Origin of the sequence: Paenibacillus alba, from assembly GCF_013204855.1 — a bacterium.
GTDB lineage: Bacteria > Bacillota > Bacilli > Paenibacillales > NBRC-103111 > Paenibacillus_E > Paenibacillus_E alba.
Genome location: NZ_JABMKZ010000006.1, coordinates 68,121 through 88,916 on the forward strand (window position 1 = coordinate 68,121; position 20,796 = coordinate 88,916).

General features: G+C 46.8%; 16 protein-coding genes and 1 pseudogene. 11 read left to right on the forward strand and 6 right to left on the reverse strand.

Going from position 1 to position 20,796, the window contains the following annotated elements:
* Positions 1-431: 431 nt before the first annotated feature.
* From gltB to HQN90_RS39920, 8 genes and pseudogenes are all read left to right on the forward strand, one after another.
* Positions 432-5,024 carry a glutamate synthase large subunit gene (gltB, locus tag HQN90_RS10565; RefSeq protein WP_173218007.1) on the forward strand — a complete coding sequence of 1,531 codons (4,593 nt, stop codon included), beginning with the start codon at positions 432-434 and terminating at the stop codon, positions 5,022-5,024.
* Between the two features lie 68 nt (positions 5,025-5,092).
* Positions 5,093-6,577 carry a glutamate synthase subunit beta gene (locus tag HQN90_RS10570; protein WP_173218009.1) on the forward strand — a complete coding sequence of 495 codons (1,485 nt, stop codon included), beginning with the start codon at positions 5,093-5,095 and terminating at the stop codon, positions 6,575-6,577.
* A gap of 242 nt (positions 6,578-6,819) precedes the next feature.
* The gene (locus HQN90_RS39570; RefSeq protein ID WP_173218011.1) at positions 6,820-8,172 is read left to right on the forward strand and encodes an ATP-binding protein; all 1,353 of its coding nucleotides are present in this window, start codon (positions 6,820-6,822) and stop codon (positions 8,170-8,172) included.
* A 28-nt stretch (positions 8,173-8,200) separates the two neighbouring features.
* On the forward strand, positions 8,201-8,824 hold the full coding sequence (locus tag HQN90_RS10580) for a response regulator transcription factor (protein ID WP_173218013.1): 624 nt from the start codon (positions 8,201-8,203) through the stop codon (positions 8,822-8,824).
* Between the two features lie 83 nt (positions 8,825-8,907).
* On the forward strand, positions 8,908-9,915 hold the full coding sequence (gene sppA / locus HQN90_RS10585) for a signal peptide peptidase SppA (RefSeq protein ID WP_173218015.1): 1,008 nt from the start codon (positions 8,908-8,910) through the stop codon (positions 9,913-9,915).
* Between the two features lie 16 nt (positions 9,916-9,931).
* Positions 9,932-10,396, forward strand: a complete 465-nt coding sequence (locus HQN90_RS10590) for an RDD family protein (protein ID WP_173218018.1) — start codon at positions 9,932-9,934, stop codon at positions 10,394-10,396.
* A 351-nt stretch (positions 10,397-10,747) separates the two neighbouring features.
* Complete coding sequence (locus HQN90_RS10595) at positions 10,748-11,221, forward strand: hypothetical protein (protein ID WP_173218020.1); 474 nt, start codon at positions 10,748-10,750, stop codon at positions 11,219-11,221.
* A gap of 206 nt (positions 11,222-11,427) precedes the next feature.
* Positions 11,428-11,529: pseudogene (locus HQN90_RS39920) on the forward strand (hypothetical protein); the annotation flags it as partial.
* Positions 11,530-11,593: 64 nt separating this feature from the next.
* Here HQN90_RS39920 and HQN90_RS10605 read toward each other — a convergent pair.
* Positions 11,594-12,283, reverse strand: coding sequence for a response regulator (locus HQN90_RS10605; protein ID WP_173218021.1), 690 nt, complete (start codon positions 12,281-12,283; stop codon positions 11,594-11,596).
* 175 nt (positions 12,284-12,458) lie between these two features.
* Positions 12,459-13,661, reverse strand: a complete 1,203-nt coding sequence (locus HQN90_RS10610; protein ID WP_173218023.1) for a sensor histidine kinase — start codon at positions 13,659-13,661, stop codon at positions 12,459-12,461.
* A gap of 137 nt (positions 13,662-13,798) precedes the next feature.
* On the opposite strand from HQN90_RS10610, the gene HQN90_RS10615 reads away from it, so the two are divergent.
* Both HQN90_RS10615 and HQN90_RS10620 read left to right on the forward strand, forming a co-directional pair.
* A complete protein-coding gene (locus HQN90_RS10615) occupies positions 13,799-14,737 on the forward strand; it encodes an ABC transporter ATP-binding protein (protein WP_246362215.1) in 939 nt (312 codons plus the stop codon).
* Positions 14,730-15,665 carry an ABC transporter permease subunit gene (locus tag HQN90_RS10620; RefSeq protein WP_173218025.1) on the forward strand — a complete coding sequence of 312 codons (936 nt, stop codon included), beginning with the start codon at positions 14,730-14,732 and terminating at the stop codon, positions 15,663-15,665. The genes HQN90_RS10615 and HQN90_RS10620 overlap by 8 nt, the downstream gene beginning before the upstream one ends.
* Positions 15,666-15,762: 97 nt before the next feature.
* Here HQN90_RS10620 and HQN90_RS10625 read toward each other — a convergent pair whose 3' ends face one another.
* The 3 genes from HQN90_RS10625 to HQN90_RS10635 form a co-directional block, all read right to left on the reverse strand.
* Positions 15,763-16,497, reverse strand: a complete 735-nt coding sequence (locus HQN90_RS10625) for an HAD family hydrolase (RefSeq protein WP_173218027.1) — start codon at positions 16,495-16,497, stop codon at positions 15,763-15,765.
* 83 nt (positions 16,498-16,580) lie between these two features.
* Complete coding sequence (locus tag HQN90_RS10630) at positions 16,581-17,033, reverse strand: bactofilin family protein (RefSeq protein WP_173218029.1); 453 nt, start codon at positions 17,031-17,033, stop codon at positions 16,581-16,583.
* A gap of 4 nt (positions 17,034-17,037) precedes the next feature.
* Positions 17,038-18,063, reverse strand: a complete 1,026-nt coding sequence (locus HQN90_RS10635) for a M23 family metallopeptidase (RefSeq protein WP_173218031.1) — start codon at positions 18,061-18,063, stop codon at positions 17,038-17,040.
* A 194-nt stretch (positions 18,064-18,257) separates the two neighbouring features.
* Here HQN90_RS10635 and HQN90_RS10640 point away from each other — a divergent pair, with 194 nt between their 5' ends.
* Positions 18,258-19,349: a ParM/StbA family protein gene (locus HQN90_RS10640; protein ID WP_173218033.1), complete on the forward strand. Its 1,092-nt coding sequence runs from the start codon at positions 18,258-18,260 to the stop codon at positions 19,347-19,349.
* Between the two features lie 73 nt (positions 19,350-19,422).
* Here the strand turns inward: HQN90_RS10640 and HQN90_RS10645 are convergent, their stop codons facing one another.
* On the reverse strand, positions 19,423-20,793 hold the full coding sequence (locus tag HQN90_RS10645; protein ID WP_173218035.1) for a GerAB/ArcD/ProY family transporter: 1,371 nt from the start codon (positions 20,791-20,793) through the stop codon (positions 19,423-19,425).
* Positions 20,794-20,796 lie beyond the last annotated feature (3 nt).

Consider the following 20,796-nt stretch of genomic DNA (forward strand, 5'->3'; position numbering starts at 1 on the left):
AATCTGGGTGTATGTTACATTGCAGCGCATTAGCTATCATAGCATGAAACATAGAAAGTTTGCTATCATGCGCAATTGAAAAAGAAACTCCAAACAGAGCTTTGATCACACTGGGAAGTTAACTTTACTTGGAAATATTGCCATGAGACCCCTAATCTATGCCTTGTTGTTGCCGGTGCTGCGGGTTCCAATAGTAGGGCTGCTCGCCACGCAGTTTCCTATTAAAATGAAAACCTATTCCTTACAATAATTTCAATTGAACAATGCGAATTCAAGTGTTAATATAATATAACAAATATTGAGACTATTTGGTCAATTTGTATTCTTCTTCAATGAGCGGAATACGCGTTGCTACGTTTCGACAATTTAATACTTTAAAGCGTACCTCGAAAAAAGTGTATCCAAAAACCAGAAAAGAAAGGTTGCACAACATGACCAAAAAAGGGTTACCTCCCAAGCAAGGATTGTACGATCCTCAGTTCGAGCGCGACGCCTGCGGTATTGGCTTTGTAGCGAATATCAAAGGTGTTAAATCGCATGACATCGTCAAGCAAGCGCTGCGTGTGCTTTGCAATTTAGACCATCGCGGAGGTCAAGGCTGTGAGCAGAATACGGGAGACGGAGCAGGGATTTTAATGCAAATTCCCAATGCGTACCTGCAAGACGCTTGTGCTGCCGACAATATCAAGCTTCCTGCAGCTGGACAGTATGGTGTAGGGATGGTCTACTTGCCTCAGGATTTGGAGGCGCGTCAAGCATGTGAGAACATCATCGAGCGCATTGTCAGCGAGGAAGGTCAGCAATTCTTAGGCTGGCGAACCGTCCCAACGGATAACAGCTCACTGGGAGACTCAGCGAAGTCAGCGGAACCTTTCGTACGCCAAGTATTTATCGGACAAAGTGCCAACGTGACAAGCAATCTCGATTTTGAACGGAAATTATACATCATTCGCAGGATTTCTGAAAACGCTGTCAAAAATGCGCGAAGCGAGTCGCAATTTTATTATTCAAGTCTTTCCAGCAGAACGATTGTTTATAAAGGCATGCTGACGCCTGAGCAGGTAGATGCTTATTATCTTGAGCTTCAGGATGAGAAAGTGGATTCTGCGCTTGCGCTTGTTCACTCCAGGTTCAGTACGAATACATTCCCAAGTTGGGAGCGTGCGCATCCTTACCGCTATTTAATTCACAACGGGGAAATCAATACGCTTCGCGGGAATGTGAACTGGATGCATGCACGGCAGGCGATGTGCGATTCTGATTTATTTGGCGAGGATTTCAAACGGATTCTGCCTATTATTGATACAGATGGTTCCGACTCGCAAATGTTCGATAATACGCTTGAGTTCCTGATGCTTTCTGGACGCTCCCTGCCTCACGCCGCCATGATGATGGTTCCTGAGCCTTGGTCGAAGCATGAGACGATGGATGATGAGAAGAAAGCTTTCTACGAATATCACAGCACATTGATGGAGCCATGGGATGGACCTGCTGCGATTGCTTTCACGGACGGCAGTCAAATTGGGGCGATTCTTGACCGCAATGGCTTGCGTCCTTCACGTTACTATGTGACGACGGATGATTTCATCGTTCTGGCTTCGGAGGTTGGCGTTCTGGACATCGAGCCTGAGCGAATTCTGTACAAAAATCGGCTAAGACCAGGCCGCATGCTGCTCGTGGACACTGTCGAGGGCCGCATTGTGGCTGACGAAGAGATCAAAAGAAGCATAGCAGGAGAACAGCCTTACCGCGACTGGCTGAATGAGCATCTGGTGTCCCTGGAAGATCTGGAAGATGCGCCAATCGTGCTTGGATCGGATTATGACACCGTTCTTCAGCGTCAGCAGGCATTCGGGTACACCTTTGAGCAGCTGCGTAAAACACTGGAGCCGATGGGCAAAACGGGTGTGGATCCGATTGGTTCCATGGGTACGGATGCTCCGCTTGCTGTGCTTTCCGATCGTCCACAGCTGTTATATAACTATTTCAAACAATTGTTCGCACAGGTAACCAATCCACCCATCGATGCGAACTTTGAAGAAATTATTACGGCGCAAGGCACGACCATTGGGCCTGAGCGCAATTTGATTAACCCTGAACCGGAAAGCTGCCGTCAGATTCGTTTGAAGTCACCTTTTTTAACGAATGAAGAGCTGGCTAAGCTGCGTCATATTCAGCGTGAAGGCTTTAAAACCGTTACATTGCCTACCTTGTTCGAAGCTTCCAAAGGAACGGAAGGCTTGCAAAGCGCGATGCATGCTCTCTATGCAGCCGCTGATCAAGCGATTGCAGAAGGCGCTTCGCTGCTCATCCTTTCCGATCGTGGCGTAGACGAACGCAAAGCGCCGATTCCGGCACTGCTTGCCACTTCCGGGCTTCATCATCATCTGATTCGCGAAGGCACGCGCACGAAAGTCAGCTTGCTCGTTGAGTCCGGCGAACCTCGTGAAGTGCATCACTTCGCGCTGCTGCTTGGTTACGGGGCGGGTGCTATCAATCCGTACCTTGCATTGGAGACGCTAGATGATATGATCCGGCGAAATCAGCTTGTTGGTGTGAATAGCGAGAAAGCGACGTACAACTACATCAAGGCAGTAACGAAGGGCGTAGTTAAAGTTCTGGCGAAAATGGGCATCTCAACGATCCAAAGTTATCGTGGGGCGCAAATTTTCGAAGCGATTGGGCTTAGCCAAGAGCTTGTTGATACGTATTTTACTTGGACGCATACGCCAGTTGGCGGCATTGGCATTGATATCGTGGCCAAAGAAGCGCTAATGCGCCACAACCGTGCGTTCTCTGAACAAGAGGGGCGCGACAAGGTGCTTGATACCGGCGGTGATCTGCAGTGGCGCCGGGATGGGGAGGACCACCTCTACACGCCGGAGACGGTGCATGCTCTGCAATCAGCCGTACGCACGAACAGCTATGCGATGTATAAGAACTTCTCGAAGCTCATCAAACGGGAAGATGAGAAATATATGGCGCTGCGCGGGCTTCTAAGCTTCAAAGCAGGCCGCCAGCCGATCCCGATCGAAGAGGTGGAGCCGATCGAGTCCATCTTTAAGCGCTTCAAGACTGGAGCCATGTCCTATGGCTCCATCAGCAAAGAAGCGCATGAGACGATTGCGATTGCAATGAACCGCATCGGCGGGAAGAGCAATACCGGCGAGGGCGGCGAGCATCCGGAGCGTTTCACGCCGGATGCCAACGGCGATCTTCGCCGCAGCGCGATCAAGCAGGTAGCCTCCGGCCGCTTCGGCGTGACGAGCCACTATCTCGTCAATGCTGACGAGATCCAGATCAAGATGGCGCAGGGGGCGAAGCCTGGCGAGGGCGGTCAGCTTCCGGGAACCAAGGTGTACCCTTGGGTAGCCGAGGTTCGCGGTGTGACGCCAGGCGTAGGCTTGATTTCGCCGCCGCCGCATCATGATATTTATTCGATCGAGGATCTGGCTGAGCTGATCCACGATCTCAAGAATGCCAACCCACGGGCCCGGATCAGCGTGAAGCTGGTATCCGAAGTTGGGGTTGGCACGATCGCTGCCGGCGTAGCCAAAGGGAAAGCGGACGTTGTCCTCATCTCCGGCTACGACGGAGGAACGGGCGCGTCGCCGCAGACGAGTATTCGTCACGCGGGACTGCCGTGGGAGCTTGGTCTGGCGGAGACGCATCAGACGCTTGTGCTGAACAACCTGCGCAGCCGTATCGTCGTCGAAACGGACGGCAAGCTGATGACAGGGCGCGACGTTGTCGTAGCTGCGCTGCTTGGCGCCGAAGAGTTCGGCTTCGCGACAACGCCGCTGATTACGATCGGCTGCGTCATGATGCGCGTCTGCCATCTGGATACGTGCCCGGTTGGGGTTGCTACGCAAAATCCGGAGCTTCGCAAGAAATTTGCCGGGGACCCGCAGCATGTGGTCAACTTCATGACCTTCATCGCGCAAGATGTGCGTGAGATGATGGCAGAGCTTGGCTTCCGCACCATCGAAGAGATGGTCGGTCGCACAGATATTCTCGAGTCGAAGCAAGCCGTCGACCATTGGAAAGCCAAAGGCGTCGATTTAACGCCGCTGCTGCATCAACCGGGCATGGGCGAAGACGTAGGCCGCTTCTGCCAAATGCCGCAGGATCATGGCTTAGACCGCTCTTTGGACGTTACGAAGCTGCTCGAAATCTGCGAGCCGGCTATCGAACGCAAAGAGCATGTGCATGCGATCCTGCCGATTAGAAACGTGAATCGTGTTGTTGGCACGATTGTTGGCAGCGAAGTAACCCGCCGTCATGGTGTGGACGGCTTGCCGCACGATACGATTCGGCTGCACTTTAACGGCTCCGCCGGTCAAAGCTTTGGCGCATTCGTGCCCAAAGGCATTACGCTTTCATTAGAAGGCGACGCCAACGATTATGTGGGGAAAGGATTGTCCGGCGGCAAGCTGGCGATTTTCCCTTCCGGCAAGTCCAGTTTTGAACCAGAGAAGAACGTGATTATCGGAAATACCGCTTTCTATGGCGCAACAGACGGGGATGCTTACATTCGTGGTAGGGCAGGCGAGCGTTTCTGCGTAAGAAACAGCGGCGTGCGTGCTGTCGTCGAGGGGGTTGGTGATCACGGCTGTGAATATATGACGGGTGGCCGTGTTGTCGTACTTGGTCCTACAGGCCGCAACTTCGCCGCTGGGATGTCTGGCGGGATCGCCTACGTGCTTGATGAGTCAGGCGAGTTCGCCAGCAAAGTGAACCAAGAAATGGTGTATCTCGAGCAGGTTGAGGAAACGTTTGAAATGAACGAACTGAAAACGATGATTCAGCATCATGCTACATTTACGGATAGCAGCGTTGCCCACCGGGTTATTCAGCACTGGGATGAGTACGTTTGGAAGTTCGTGAAGGTAATACCGAAGGACTACAAACGGATGTTTGATGCCATCGAGCAAGTAAAACGATCTGGATTAAGCCAACAGGAAGCCATTATGGTCGCTTTTGAGGCAAATATGAAAGATGTTTCACGTGTCGGTGGAAACTAACAAATTAGCGTAGATGCTTACGAAGTAAGTATTGCTGAAGCAAAACTCTTAGGAGGAATTAATCCGTCATGGGTAAACCAACTGGTTTTATAGAACATCGTCGTGAGGTCGCGTCTGAAGCTTCCCCGCTGGTCCGAATCGGCCATTGGAAAGAGTTCGCGACGCCGCTGACAGAAGATAAATTGCAGACACAAGGCTCCAGATGTATGGACTGCGGGATTCCATTCTGCCACACGGGTTCGCTGATTAGCGGAATGGCGGCGGGCTGCCCGGTGAACAATTTGATTCCGGAATGGAATGATTTGGTCTACCGTGGGCAATGGCGGGAAGCGCTGGATCGTCTGCATAAGACGAACAACTTCCCTGAGTTTACCGGCCGGGTATGTCCGGCGCCGTGCGAGGGTTCTTGTACGGTAGGTTTGAAGGATACGCCGGTTACGATCAAAAGTATTGAGAAAGCGATCATCGATAAAGGCTTCGAGGAAGGCTGGATTACGCCGCAAACCCCAGAGGCTCGCACAGGTAAAAAGGTTGCAGTGGTCGGCTCGGGTCCATCCGGACTCGCGGCTGCTGCCCAGCTGAATAAAGCCGGACACTGGGTCACCGTATTTGAACGGGCAGATCGTGTGGGCGGACTGCTGATGTATGGTATTCCGAACATGAAGCTGGATAAGAAATACGTTCAGCGTCGTGTAGATCTGCTTGAAGCTGAAGGTGTGACGTTCATAACGAATGCTCATGTTGGTGTGAACTATCCGATCGAGAAGCTGCAAGAAGAGTTCGATGCCATCGTGCTTTGCGGCGGAGCAACCAAGGGCCGGGATCTTCCGATTGAAGGACGCGAGCTGAACGGGGTTCACTTGGCGATGGAATTCCTCGGCAAGAATACGAGAAGCTTGCTGGATTCTGAGCATGCGGACGGGGCTTATATTTCCGCTGAAGGCAAAGACGTTATTGTTATCGGCGGCGGGGACACGGGAACCGACTGCGTAGGCACCTCCTTGCGCCACAAGTGCAAGAGTGTCACGCAATTCGAGATTATGCCCAAATCGCCGGATACACGTCCAGCCAACAATCCTTGGCCGGAATGGCCCAAAGTCCACAAAGTGGACTACGGTCAACAGGAAGCCGCTGCCCTTCAGGGGGAAGATCCACGCACCTATTTGATCAACACGAAGAAATTCGTGGGTGATGAGCATGGCAACCTGAAAGAGCTGCACACCGTTCTAATTGAGTGGCAGAAAAACGAGAAGGGCCAGTTCGTGCCAGTTGAAGTACCTGGCAGCGAGAAAATCTACCCAGCTCAGCTGGTGCTCATCGCGATGGGGTTTACCGGACCGGAGAACACGGTGCTGGATCAGCTTGGCGTAGCCAAAGACGAGCGCTCCAATGCCAAAGCCGATTACGGCAAGTTTGCCACCAACGTAGAAGGTGTCTTCTCCGCTGGCGATATGCGTCGTGGGCAAAGCCTTGTTGTGTGGGCAATCAACGAAGGCCGCGCTGCGGCACGAGAAGTTGACCGCTACTTGATGGGATCGTCGAATTTACCATAGGAATCGAAAAAAATAAAGGAACCTCTCGGGGTTCTTTTATTTTTTTTGATCTCTTAGTGAGAATTGATCTATTTTTTAGGTAATTTTTACAATTCTTCGACATAATTCGACGGTTATTCCCAAATTTTGATTGTACAATACTTGTAAACTAAAAAGCACGTACTGTGTTTACAATTCAATAGCTCAACATGATTATCGAACAAGGGGTGAAGATTTGAAGTAGAAAGGAGATTCGAGCACCAGTGATATTTACCTTCATTGTACTATGGCTAATTGCCATTATTCTTATCATCAATAATCCTCATAATGAGTCAACTCGTTGGGCGGCTTTTGTAGCATTTTGTGGGGGCGCTGGTGGATTCGCGCGAGCATTAATCGAGGATTTTTCACCCGTTATATCGCTGCATCAGTTGATGGATACGGAACTCGAATCCATATTACATAGTATTTATAATATAGGATCGTTTATCAATACCTACGGCTTGCCTTATGGCTATCTAATATTTTGTCTTTGTTATTCGGAATTGTTTGGAAGAAGAAAAAAAGCAATTTTGAAAGCTATCATGTTTGGACCCGTCATCCTAATGTTCTATATTACTCCCCTGCTGCCTGAGATCATTCACAATTACCCCATCACCATCCTATGGGTAGCTCCCTACATACTTATTGGAAGTGGGTTGTTGATATTCAGTTATTATAAAGAAACGAATCCTCTTCTGAAAAAAAGCAGACTATTTACGAATCTAATCGCCCTCCCCCCCGTACTCTTTCAATTAGTATCCAATTACACCCTGCGTTTGTTCAGCTTTGACGAGGTATGGAGACTCAATGCAATAATGATGTTTTTCTTACTCGTACTGTTTATAGTTTTGATGATAAAATTCGATTTCTTTGGGGTGAAACTTAGATTTGAACGACGCAGAATAGACAGCACTCTGAAAGCAGTGACTTCTGGAACGAGTTTTCTCAACCATGCAATTAAGAATGAAGTTGGAAAAATCAGCATATTAGCCGAAAACATTCAGCATCTAACTTCCGATGTTAAAAACAAGGAAGTTAGCGACAATGTGTCTCATATTCTTGCGTCCGCGGATCATTTGCTAGAAATGATAAATCGCATTCAACACCAAATTCAGGATATTTTTTTGAGAAAAGAAAGAAATAACTTATCTGATCTTTTGCATGAATGTGTAGCCTTGAATCAAACACTTCTGAACAAAAAAAGGATCAACATCGAAGAGCATTATGCTCTTTCGAGGACAATTGAATATGACAGCTTTCATTTGAAGGAAGTCATCAATAATTTGTTAGCAAATGCAATTGATGCAATGAATTCTGGTGGACTGATGAGAGTTGAAGCTTTTGAATTAAGAAATCAGGTATATATCCTAGTTAAGGATAGTGGAATAGGCATCTCTAAAAGCCACCTTGAACATATTTTCGATCCATTTTTCACCACTAAAATGAATAAGAATAATTTTGGACTAGGATTATCTTATTGCTTTAATGTCATTCGCAAACACGGTGGGAAGATTGAAGTATTCAGTGAACTTGAAAAAGGGACAACAGTGAAGGTAAGCCTTCCTGTATCTTAATATTTTGAATGCAAGAAAAGGGGAAATCATGGCAAGTCTGAAAATTTTAATTGTGGAAGATGATCCAATATGGCTCATGTGCATCTCTGATTATTTGGAGAGAGAGACTGATATGAAGGGGTGTCACAGAGCTTCTAGCAAAGAAGAAGCCATTCAAATATGCAGGGAAGTATGTCCTGATGTTGTTCTTATGGATATTCATCTTTCTGATGGAAAGTTTGACGGTATTGATGCCGTGTTTGAAATAAAAACGATCATGGAAACGAAGATTATTATGCTCACTTCTTTTACTGAAAAAGAAATGATTATAAATTCATTCGCCGCTGGTGCAGTGAACTATGTGGCAAAGAGTGATTACAAAAAATTGCCAAGCGTAATTAGAGCTGCGATGTGTGAGATAACGCCAATTCAAACCTTGATGAGTGATTATTTGCGATTGAGGAAGGAAGAGCAACTAGCGGCGCTTACTCATGCTGAAAAAGAGGTTTTCGGACTTATCGAACAAGGGTTCACACAGTCTCAAATTGAAAAAAAGCTCTATAAATCGGGCAGCACGATAAAGAATCAAGTCAACCGAATTTTGAAGAAGTTTAATGTGCGCAGTTCTAAGGAAGCTATTGAAAAGGTAAAGAGTAGAAGGTTTTTTGAATAAGTAACCTTTTCAATTCAATAGGTACTATAAAATTTGGAACTACTGGATTTAATGAGGTGAAAGTATACTGTAGTAAAGTTTATTTGAAGGCACGTAATGAATGTGCAGTTTACAGGAGGGGCTTTATGGGTAAGAGGGGTTGGGCTTTGATAATTGTAGGTGCTCTGCTAATAGTTATGGTTCTTATTCTGGTTTTTAAAACAAAAGATTGGAATGAAGCGGTTAGTTCGGAAAAGAACAAATGGCAAGAAGAAGTTATCTCAGGCAAGGGGAAAAATAAGCTTGTTCAATTAGATGTGGAGGGTGTTATTGCTGGAAAGCCTAGTTTTTCTAGCAGCTTCAGTACTGGTGCTTTTCTCTCCCAATTAGATCAAGTTAGCAAAGATCCCAACGTAAAGGCACTGGTAATAAGAGTTGATAGTCCTGGAGGCGAAGTGGTTGCATCGGATGAAATTCACCAGCGCATAGAGCATGTGAAGAAAGCTGGGAAAACCGTAGTTATCAGCATGGGAGCCGTAGCCGCTTCCGGAGGATATTATATATCCGCGCCAGCGGATTATATTTTTGCCAATCGATCAACGCTTACAGGAAGTCTTGGCGTTATCTTTGCGCTGCCTAATTATGAGAAAACTGCAGAGTTGCTCGGGTATAAGCAAAACATTATCAAAAGCGGCGAATTTAAGGACATTGGAAGTCCTCTTCGTGAGTTAACATCAAAGGAAAAGGATATCTTTCAATCTTTGGTAAATGAGAGCTACCAACAATTCGTATCGGTTATTGAAAAAGGTCGCAAATTATCTCGTGAAGAGGTCTTGAAAGTGGCAGATGGGCGAATATATTCGGGTCAACAAGCTAAAACATTGGGGCTTATTGATGAATTTGGTACATTGGAAGATGCGAGGGAGTATGCGAAACAAAAGTTAGGATTGGAAGATGTGAAAGTTATTAAATATTCGCAGAAGTTATCTTTGTTCTCTGTGTTGGACGGGCTTAGCCAAAAGATGAAGTCTCCAGCGGCACAGGTGATGGAGCAGATACTGCCGGCTGCATCTACTGCGGGACCCCGCTTGTTATATTTATTTCAACCATAATAGAGGAGGAAGTAATATGGAACACAACATAGAAGTAAATCAAGGTAAGGATGGAAGCGTGAGTTCAGAAATTAGGACCAACACGGAGCTGCAGTATGCGGGCTTTTGGATTCGTTTTGTGGCGGTTTTAATAGATGGGATTGCAATTCAGGCTGTCTTTCTAATTCTTAGCTTTATTACGAATTCAAGTCCGTTAAAGCCTTCTTTAGGCATGTCTGTACTGCAGTACGCGATTAGCTGGTCTTATTCTGTCATCTTGACAGTTCTTCTTGGTCAAACACTCGGGAAGATGATAATGGGAATTCGCGTCGTACGTAAAGATGGATTACCCAATACGTGGGCTTCCATATTGTTGCGAGAAATTATAGGGAAGATAGTTTCGGCGATCATTCTTTGTATTGGTTACATCATGGCTGGAATTGATTCGGAGAAACGCGCCTTGCATGATCGAATGGCTGGAACACGGGTTGTAAGGAAATAGGGCATGTTTGAGAGAAATTCACTACTAGGTGATCTTCTGATAATTTTATTTATTTTGCTAACAGTGTTTAACATTTATAAGTTAGGATCATATTTCGGAAAAGTACTATTTTACATAGCACACTAAAACTTCAGAATTTCAATATAATAAAATTCCGAGGAATTATCTGTCTCTATAAGTATTATAATATGCTGCTTAGGCGTTTCATCTACATACAACAACAGGACAATCATGGTGTATCAGTTGAATGTGTATGATGAATAAACGTGAACATTTCCCGAACTTCATGTACAATAAGATGAAGAAGCAGATTAGGTTCAGCTGCATGATGTACGGGAATGGAGGAAGCACATGAAGAAAGAAGAAGAAGATCTCATTACGCCAGCGGAACTACATGCCCTGCTAGCTGAGAATGGGGAGCATTCCGAAGAGTTTGAGTTCAATGAACCGATCGGGGCACAGCATCTGACTTCTTTGCAAAAAGCAGTTGTGCTTCTTTCCAAGCAGGTAGAGGAGCTTCAGCTGCAGCTTCATGAGCATTTTGAACTCCAGAGCAGGCAGCAGGAGCAGTTTCTGCGGCAATTCAAGCACCAGCTCGAGAACAAGCTCCATGAGGATTTGATCCGCACCATTGTGGTACAACAGCAGTCCGCGATTCAAGAAGAGAACCTGGTGGAAGAGGATTCCTCCGAGCTCTCTTTGGAAGTTATAAAATCAGAGGAACAAGCCGTCGTTGAGGACACGCAGCCAACCTACTCCAGAGTGCGGAGCTACAGCAAAATTCGAAAGAGAAAGAAAGGGTTTCTGGAGAAACTCTTCGAGTAATAGCATCCGATAAAGCCTGCAAATATGCATGCTTTTCGTCATGGGAATAAGCAAAATGGAGAAAAGCCTGAGATTATGCATCTTTTGGAGACCTTTTTTCCATTTACGGATGGAAAAGCTCAGAAAGCCTGCATAATCGCAGGCTTTCTCTTTTTTTTCACGATTTCATCAAAAAAGCCTGCATTTTCGCAGGCTCTTCAAAATTGATGAGCCACGAATGGGCCCAAAATGCCGTAGCTCAAACAATTGATGCTAATATTGTCAACGGTTTGACGGAGCTATCGTTTGCTCCACAGGCGAATGCGACCAGAGCGCAAGCGACTGTGATGATGAAAAGATTTTTTCTGTTCGCAGTGCCGGCAATGCACGAATCTACAACATCCCTTCCTCGTGCGCTTTCTTCGAAGCCTGCACACGATCGCGGACATCCATTTTGGAGTAGATGCTGGAAATGTAGTTTTTCACGGTGCCTTCGGATAAATATAGTTTTTCGGCGATTTCCTTATTGTTCAGGCCATCGGCGATGCAGTGCAGCACTTGAACTTCGCGATCGCTCAGCCCATAAGCATCAGTTCGGGCAGGCTCATCGGAAGCGGGCTTGGTGCCAGCATCTTGTGCGGTTCCATCGGCAGCGCCTCTTGCTTGCTGAACGAGCATTTTGGCGATATCCTGTGGGATGAGTGTACCGCCTTGATGCACCCATTTGATCCCAGCGGCGAGATCCTTGGGGTGAATGGCTTTGAGCAGATAGCCTTCGGCTCCTGCGCCAAGGGCATCAACGACATAGCTGATTTCCTGAAACGTCGTCAGGATGATAACACGAATATGAGGCCATGCAATTTTGATTTGTTTGGTTGCCTCTACACCGTCCATGACGGGCATGTGAATGTCCATCAGCACAACGTCAGGCTGCTGCTCTTCACACTGTTTTAAAGCAACGTGTCCGTTCTCGGCCAAGCCTACGACTTGAATATCCGGGTCCATATCGAGTACAATGTGCAAGCTTTCTCTAATTAAATCCTGATCATCGACCAGAAGCAGTTTGAGCGGGCTAGGGTTCATGCTTGGCGCCTCCTAAGGTTAATGGCATTCTAGGTGTTGTTGGGGACTCTCGCCTGAAGGAGATGCGGCCCCTTACCTGTTCCACCTAAAATTTCTGGTCAATGGTCATACAGACGGCTCTGTAATGTGACAATCATCCATATTGTAACATGAGGAACTCCTAACCGGAAATCAATTAGAAGGAAGGTACCCGTTTGGCAGGTATGGCGCAATGAACGATGGTGCCCTGACTTAAGGAAGAACTTACCTGAAGGTTCCCTTGCAGAGCGGATATACGTTCTTGCATAGCATTGATCCCAAAGCCCACTTTCAGGTGCTCGGAGCCAACGCCATCATCTTCGATGCGTATACTGACCTGCTCATCGGTGTAGGTGAGTTGAATTTCTACGGAAGCAGCACGGCCATGTCGTTTGGCATTGGTGAGCGACTCCTGCAAGCAGCGAATAAGGGTGAGCTTGGTTTGTTTGGGAATATCGTATTCGTCACCAACAGTCGTAAACTTGATTTGAGTTCCCGTATGAAGGGCGAATTCATTGGCAAGCCGGGTTAATTGCTGGGAAAGCAGCATATCGCCTTCTTTGGGCACCATTTGATGAATGCTGCGGCGCACTTCTTCAAGTCCGTTGCGGGTTACACTGCGCAGGACATCAAGCTTTTCCTTGGCCTTCTCGGGCACGGTTTCAATCAAATAGGAAACGGCGTCCATTCCCATAATGACGGAAGTAAAAGTGTGACCAACGGTATCGTGCAATTCTCTGGCCACCCGATTGCGTTCTTCCAGCAGCGTTAATTGCTCGATTTGGTTGGCATACTGCTCTAGGGCATTATTTTGCTCATGAATAAGTAAGTATTGCCGTTGATTTTCAGCTAGGAGTTTTTCGGTTTTCTCATTCGAGGTCACCACGCGCTGCAAGCTAAGACCAATGGCAAAGAAAAGTACCGCATTGAGAATAATGCTGAATAATTGGCCAATTCCCATCCCATTGTGTAGGATGAAATAGTAGACCACAGGCATAGCTACCATGAACACGGGAGCGGTCCACCAAGCATTTTTTCGATCGGTAAGGAATCCAATCACCATTAATGGGCAATTAATAGTAAGATAAGCATCCTCTTGCATCCAGGATAGGTAGATTTGCAGAGGAATGCCTGTTAGAAGTACGGCGATGGGATAGCAAGTAGAATGAATGTAATTGGGTCTCCAGAATAGAAAGGGAACCCCATAAGAAAGGAGAATGGCTGCTATTGTCAGCACGGTGGATACGAGCTCATGCTCAAACATATGCAGAAGCGCATAGAGCAAGCCTAGCAGCACAGAGCCGGTCAAAACAATAAATAACGACCACTCGACACCATGCCACGGTCTTCTTTGAATCATAAAAGGACTCCTTTGCACGAGATCTGATGAGATTATTGTACATAAAATTTTGGGAAAACCATAGTGAGAGCAGTCATAATAATAAGTCGCCTTGCGGTATGACTAGGTATGACTTTGTATAGAAGAGAGGAGTGAAGATGATGTCAGTCACATCGGCAGATAATACCCCTATTGTTCAAATTGATCAGATTACGAAGCGGATCGGGTCAAAAACGATTATTGATAAATTGAGTTTTGTGGTACCTCGGGGTGAGGTTTTTGGATTCCTGGGTCCAAACGGTGCGGGTAAAACGACGACCATCCGAATGATGGTGGGACTCATGTCGATCACGGAAGGGGATATTCGGATTGGAGGCTACTCGATTCGCACCCATTTTGAACAAGCGATTCGTCACGTCGGAGCTATTGTAGAAAATCCCGAAATGTATAAATTTATGAGTGGTTATCATAATCTGGTTCATTATGCGAGAATGTTTCCAGGCATCGGGAAAGACCGTATTCAAGAGGTTATTGATCTCGTAGGGATGGAAAATAGGATTCATGACAAGGTGAAAACCTACTCGCTGGGCATGCGTCAAAGGCTGGGAATTGCGCAAGCTTTGCTGCATAAGCCAGATGTTCTAATTTTGGATGAGCCTACGAATGGCTTGGACCCTGCGGGTATTCGCGAGCTGCGTGACCATTTGCGCCAGCTTACGAGGGAAGAAGGGATATCGGTCATCGTATCCAGCCATTTGCTAGCCGAAATGGAGCTGATGTGCGACCGTGTCGCTATTATTCAGAATGGGAAGCTGGTGGACGTCAGGCTGATCAAAGAGCTTGTAGACGACGGCGGAAAGCAGCGGGTTGCTTTTGAGGTAGCTTCTATCGATCAAGCTCTGGCGCTGACGGCAGGGCATTCAGCAGCAGCCGAAGTTGCGGGGAATGACCTCATTCTGATCCTGGATAAACAGGAAACAGCAGCATGGAATAAACGCTTTGTAGAGGCGGGGATTAGCGTATACAGTATTCGCACCACAACGAAATCACTGGAAGATCAATTCTTAGAAATGACGGGAAGTGATCCGATTGCTTAATTTAATTCAAAATGAACAAATGAAAATTTATCGCAGGCTGCGCACTTGGATTCTAGGCGTATTGCTAATCGTCATCGTTGTGATGGCCTCTCTACTCTCTCATTCAAGCAGCGATGCCAATGACAAATGGAAAACCAGAGCTGCTGAAACAATTGAACATAATACCAAAGAGTTGGAGAATCCCGATATCCCCGCCAAATTCAAACAGGCAATGAAAGATGAAATCGCGACTCAGCAGTACATGCTGGATCATAATTATCCGCCTGCCGACCATACGCTTTGGGGTGGGGTCTTGGGTGCTTCGAGCCTCATCTTGGTGGTTACTCTATTTACCGTTATTATTGCGGGGGATATGGTCGCAGGCGAGTTCACTTGGGGGACCATCAAGCTGCTGCTGATACGGCCTGCGAGCCGAGCGAAGATTCTGCTGGCAAAATATGTGGCAACGCTGCTTTTTGCAGCAACCCTGCTTATCGTGTTGTTTCTTAGCGCGCTGATTGCGAATGGCTTCCTCTATGGTTTTGAGAGTTTGAACCTTCCGCATCTAGCCGTCAATTCGGCTGGACAAGTACAAGAGAAAAGCATGCTGATGTTCGTCTTCGCGACGTACGGATTGAAGCTGATTGAGCTTGTCATGATCGTAACGCTGGCTTTCATGATATCGACGGTATTCCGCAGTTCATCACTGGCGATAGGCCTCAGCATTTTCATTATGTTTGCTGGACAACTAATAACGATGCTGCTGATGCGCTACAGCTGGGGCAAATATTTCTTGTTCGCCAATACCGACCTTACACCTTATCTGGAGGAACAACCGGTTGCTGAAGGTATGACAATGGGCTTCTCCATTACGGTGCTGATCTGCTACTTCGTGCTGTTCAATGCCCTCACTTGGGTGATATTCCGTAAACGCGATGTCGCGGCTTAACAGGCTCGCAGAGTTTTTTCGATCATGAAACATATACAAAAAAGGGGCAGCCCACTAGTAGTTAATCTACTTGAGGCTGTCCCTTTTTTAATGTTATTTACTTCAAAATATAGGATTGAATCGTCACAGGAACTTCCTCCAGCGATTTGAGCTGGTAGAATGCACCTCGAGGAGCGACGTCAATTGCTCCGGTGTTATATTCCCAATCCTTGTGGGCGGGAATATGGATGGAGTGAATGCCTGCGTGCAGCGCCGGCAGGACGTCTGTTTTGACGGAGTTGCCGATCATCCAGGTGTGATTGCGGTCAAAACGCTGCTCCTGCAGCATCGTTTCCATGAATTCCTTCGTTTTGTGCACAGTGACAAAGATGCGATCTTCAAAATAGGTATCTAGACTCAGATCCTTCACTTTTTTCATTTGGATAGAGGCATCGCCTCCCGTATACAGAAATAAGCGATGACCGGCGTGCTTCAGCTGATCCAGCGTTTCATTCATAAGCGGATAAGGTTCCGCTGTATATTCGTAGACCGTATGGCCTAATTGCATGAGCCACGACTCTTCTTTGGCGCTAGTTGGACGGTTATATTTCTCTGCGAACCAGTGGTACGTTTCAACGAAAGATTGGGGGAAACGATCCGGCATAAAACCATGGATTTGAATGCCGGCGAGATCAATTTGGAGCTGCTTTTGCTTGATATCCTGCGCTTGAAGCCCATGACCGGAATACCAAGTGAGCATGAGATCGACGAACTGATCAATAACGAAGTCGAAATATTTATTGCAATGTATCAAAGTATCATCCAGATCAAAAAGTATCGCTTGTTCTCTCATAGGGCAAGTCTCCTGCATAGTTAAAAATGAATTTCCAACTATTATACCACGCCTGGGAAACAACTCCTAGGGCGGGGGCTTGCTTACATCGCAACTGTGTTGCCTTTAAATGCGCCATTGGCTGCGGAAGCAGGCTTGATCCCGTTCTCTTGATCGCCGTTTTGGAGTGGGGCAGCTGTCACTGTTTTCGTCTCCATTTTGCTGTTTCCTTGGAAAAGTCCGCCTTCTTCGATGATGAAGGAAGCTGCGTTGATGTTGCCATGGAGTGATCCTGTCGCGGTTATCGTCAGCTTGCCCTTGGTGGTGACATTGCCTTGAACATTGCCTGCAAGAACAACATCTCTAGCTGAAATATTCGATTTCACGATGCCGCGCTCGCCGATAATAACGTCTCCGGCGCAATCTATATCGCCCGTGATGCCACCCTCAATGCGAAGGCTGGCTTCTGATTTAATGCGGCCTTCGAAGGTGGTTCCTTCACCGATCAAGGTATCGGTCGTATTCGGATTCATTAAGTTTTTTTTGTTTTTAAACATGTGATTATTCATCCTTTCGCATCGCTTTGAGATATGGTTTGGGGTCAATGCTTTCTCCATTTTTGAGTACTTCATAGTGTAGATGAGGACCTGTGCTGCGGCCGGTAGAGCCGACAAGTCCGATTTGATTTCCTTTTACAATGGTATCGCCTTTGTTCACCAAAATTTTATTTAAATGCATATACCAGGTACGGAGTCCCTTGGAATGCTCGATGACGATATTGTTGCCGTGATAAATATCGGTACCTGTGCTGACGACCTTTCCGTCCGCCGTTGCATAAACCGGGTCGTTCGCTTTAGCACCAAAATCGATGCCGGAATGAAAGCTTGGACGATGGGTGAACGGATCTGTGCGGTAACCAAACGTCGAGGTCACAAGCTTCGTTGTTGTGGGCCATAAGGTTGGGGTGATTTGGAGCAAATGCTGCTTGTCCGCCACCTTTTGTTTGGTTTCCGTTAAACTGGTTTGCAGTTCCTTTACTTCACTGTTGAGAGCGGTAAAAGAGGCAAGCGTTCTCTCGCCGAGCTCGATAATGTCTTCCTGTGTGGCTGGATTAGGGCCGCCGCCTATTCCGCTTACCGCATTCAGAGCGGTTTCATCCGGAGGTCCGCCTATAGCCCCAGACTCACTGCTAGCAACGGCTTTGCCTGTTGTATTCACGTCGAGACCTGCAATGGTCTTAAGATCATTTTCGAACTTTTTCATTTCTTCGACTTGCGTTTTCATTTGCTCGGCTTGCTGAGAAAGTTGGATCACTTCATTTTGGAGCTGCTCGATCGTCTTGTCTTTGGAAGTGAGCGTTGCGCTCCATTGTTGATTGGCTCCAGTGAGTTTGGATTGCAGCTCGCTGGCTTGTTTCAGGGTATGTGAATGCACAACATAGGTAATCGTCGTAATCAGCAGCAGCAGCGCAAAGCATGCTGCGGCAATGTAAGCAAATAAATGGGGAATTCGAAACCTGACGACCGATTGATTGGCATCTGGTATGATCACCAGCGTCAGCTTTTTGGCTTTCCATTTGAGCTTCATAAAGGCTTACTTATCTCCTGTCATGGTTGAATTTGGCAAAGTTCATCTACAACATTCGTCATTATGTGATAAAAACCTTCCTTATACCTACTAGTCCTAGTTAAAATGAGTCGAAAGTAGGAAGGAATCCTGTCGGATATAATCGAATCTACTTAACATATACAGGAAATCGCAGATTCGGAGTGGAGGCATGCATGATTAAGCTTGCAGGAATTGATATTGGGAACGATAGTATTAAGTTGGTGTTAGATGGGTCTAGAGAACCGTTAGTCATTCCGAATATTATTGCCCCTGGGTACGAAAGACATATTTTGCAAGAAGAAGATTCTCCTTGGAAAGCATTGGATGTTATGATTTACAGCCCTTCTTTATCCCAAAGAAATCAGCGTTATTTCGTCGGACAGCTGGCTTTGGAGCATGAAGACAACCTCGAGCTTGAAGATACAGATAATAAGGCGATTTCTGATCAGTCCTTAATCGTGGCGCTTACGGCGCTGGCTTATCAAGGTCTGGCAGGTCAAGCTTTTAACACGGGATATGGCAGCATGGACGAAGTGGAGTACACGTTAGGAACCGGTCTGCCGGTACGGGCATTCGCCAAGTACAGTCAGCAATTCGAGCAAAGGCTTCTCGGTGAGCATGAAGTGACCTTCTTGTCCACGCCTCATTTCCATAACCGCAAAATCAAAGTATCCATTCGCAAAGTGGCTGTCTCGATTGAAGGTGCTGCCGCTATGTTCCATCTAGCTACGCACGACAGCTTGCTGGTCAAGGATGAAGAGATTTACAACGGCTGCATCGGCGTTTGTGAAATCGGTGCGCTGACAACAGATTTTCCGGTTATCAAACGGATGGCGATTGACAATCATTTCAGTCATGGTGAGCAAATTGGCATTGCCACGTATCTGGATGCGGTCATTCGCGACGTCGAAGATGCCTACGGATATGTATTCCCAAGCCGGGCCAAGCTGGTGCAACGGATCAAGAATCGGGAATTCGCGATTCAACTGCTGGGAGAAGGTCAAGTCGACATTCGTCCCATCGTTGATCAACATTTCCGCCGCGCCGCTTTGCGCATGATCGAGATGATTAGGAAACGCTGGCGCAAATACCCGGATATTCAATGCTTCTATGTAATTGGTGGAGGCGCGTCTGCGTTGAAGCCTTATATTCAAGAAGCGGCAGGTTCACTGAAACTGCGTTTTGCGGGCGAAAGCGAATTCCTGAATATGTATGGCTATCTGAAAGTAGCCAAAAGCAGACTAAGTCAGACTGTGTCTGTCTAACTTCCAACTTATTATGGCACCTGTCCAATGACGGGTGCTTTTTGCATTCCTATGCAAACCTGACATTCGGTCATCATTTGCCGGCTTCAGCTTGCTTCAGTAGACTCACCTCCATATAAGTTGTCAAACTGGTTAGAAATAAACCACAGGCAAAACCAATTGCGCAGATCGTTCCGATTGCAGGGTGGTATTTGCTGAACATTAGCCCGAACAGCAGGCAAACAGCAGAGAAAATCATTAATGCATTGCCGCTCCAAAGCCATTGCCGATAAGAGAGACGCTGGCTAAGTTTAGGCACCTTTTGCGTTGGCTTCGTTACTGGGTTTGTATCCTCTGCTGAAGTGGAGACTTTAGCTGGGTTATGACGCTGCTTTCTAAGAGAAGCCAACAGCAGCAGGCCGATTACCAAAGGCTGGTAAGCGAGTACGATGATCGGCGAACAGTAGTTGGAGAAGTCCAGCAGCTCCGTTGAGCTTTTGAAAGATAAGTAAGTGGTGAGTGCCATGAGCAGAGAGACAGGCTTATTGATTGTCGGGTAGTTGCGCTTATTTAGCAGAGAACTGATGCCTAAGAGAAGCGCCATATAAATGGCGATAATTTTGCATGTGACCGTTGGGTACCAAACCATGAGCATAATGATATCAACCCGATCGAGAAAGTCGGTGACATGGATCATTTGTACTAAATTGTAAGTGGGGTAGATGAAATTACCCGGCATTTTGGGTCCAAGAACGACGAGTATGGCAAAAATGAGATAGGTGAGCAGAAATATCCCGAGCAATGAGCCATGGCGTATGGACGAGCGGACTTGATTGGCGTTGTACATCATATGAAGAAATGCGCCAAGGATGAAGATATCGCCGGCGCTGCCGATGGTCAGCAAACTGCTTGTAGCTACGTGCTGCAAGGGCATGGTCATGGCAGGCGTCACAAGCCGGAAATAAAATTCATTGGACAGCAGCAGCGGCATGATCAAGATGGTAATGACAAAAAGCGGATAGAACAGGTCGTTCACACGTGCTATGACTTCTACACTGCTTTTGCCGAAATAAATGAGCAGGAAACAGGTAAGCAAGATTAATACTTCTAAGGGCGTGTTATGCAGCAGCAGAGTAGAGCTGAACCTCGATACCGCCGAGATGTCCCGGGTTACAATTTGCCAAAAGTGAAACAAGATCATGAGATTGATGATGGTTCCACCCCACTGGCCCAACAGCTCCTTGGAGATTTCAAATATATTTCTTTCAGGAAATGTTTTGGTTAAATAACCAAAGAAGCTGGCCACTCCGAAGACATAAAACACGGATAACAAGTAACTGTACCAAGCATCCATTTGGCTGATGCGGATTAGTACATTTTGCAAGGTAAGAATGCCTCCGCTTGTGATAACGGAAGAAGCTATCCAGGAAAGCTGACGCTGATTGATCACTTGTTTTCTATCCATGGG

Coding starts and splice junctions, on each gene's coding strand:
- gltB (WP_173218007.1), top strand. CDS start 432: ATGACCAAAAAAGGGTTACCTCCCAAGCAAGGATTGTACGATCCTCAG.
- HQN90_RS10570 (WP_173218009.1), top strand. CDS start 5,093: ATGGGTAAACCAACTGGTTTTATAGAACATCGTCGTGAGGTCGCGTCT.
- HQN90_RS10580 (WP_173218013.1), top strand. CDS start 8,201: ATGGCAAGTCTGAAAATTTTAATTGTGGAAGATGATCCAATATGGCTC.
- HQN90_RS10590 (WP_173218018.1), top strand. CDS start 9,932: ATGGAACACAACATAGAAGTAAATCAAGGTAAGGATGGAAGCGTGAGT.
- HQN90_RS10595 (WP_173218020.1), top strand. CDS start 10,748: ATGAAGAAAGAAGAAGAAGATCTCATTACGCCAGCGGAACTACATGCC.
- HQN90_RS10605 (WP_173218021.1), bottom strand. CDS start 12,283: ATGAACCCTAGCCCGCTCAAACTGCTTCTGGTCGATGATCAGGATTTA.
- HQN90_RS10610 (WP_173218023.1), bottom strand. CDS start 13,661: ATGATTCAAAGAAGACCGTGGCATGGTGTCGAGTGGTCGTTATTTATT.
- HQN90_RS10615 (WP_246362215.1), top strand. CDS start 13,799: ATGATGTCAGTCACATCGGCAGATAATACCCCTATTGTTCAAATTGAT.
- HQN90_RS10625 (WP_173218027.1), bottom strand. CDS start 16,497: ATGAGAGAACAAGCGATACTTTTTGATCTGGATGATACTTTGATACAT.
- HQN90_RS10630 (WP_173218029.1), bottom strand. CDS start 17,033: ATGTTTAAAAACAAAAAAAACTTAATGAATCCGAATACGACCGATACC.
- HQN90_RS10635 (WP_173218031.1), bottom strand. CDS start 18,063: ATGAAGCTCAAATGGAAAGCCAAAAAGCTGACGCTGGTGATCATACCA.
- HQN90_RS10640 (WP_173218033.1), top strand. CDS start 18,258: ATGATTAAGCTTGCAGGAATTGATATTGGGAACGATAGTATTAAGTTG.
- HQN90_RS10645 (WP_173218035.1), bottom strand. CDS start 20,793: ATGGATAGAAAACAAGTGATCAATCAGCGTCAGCTTTCCTGGATAGCT.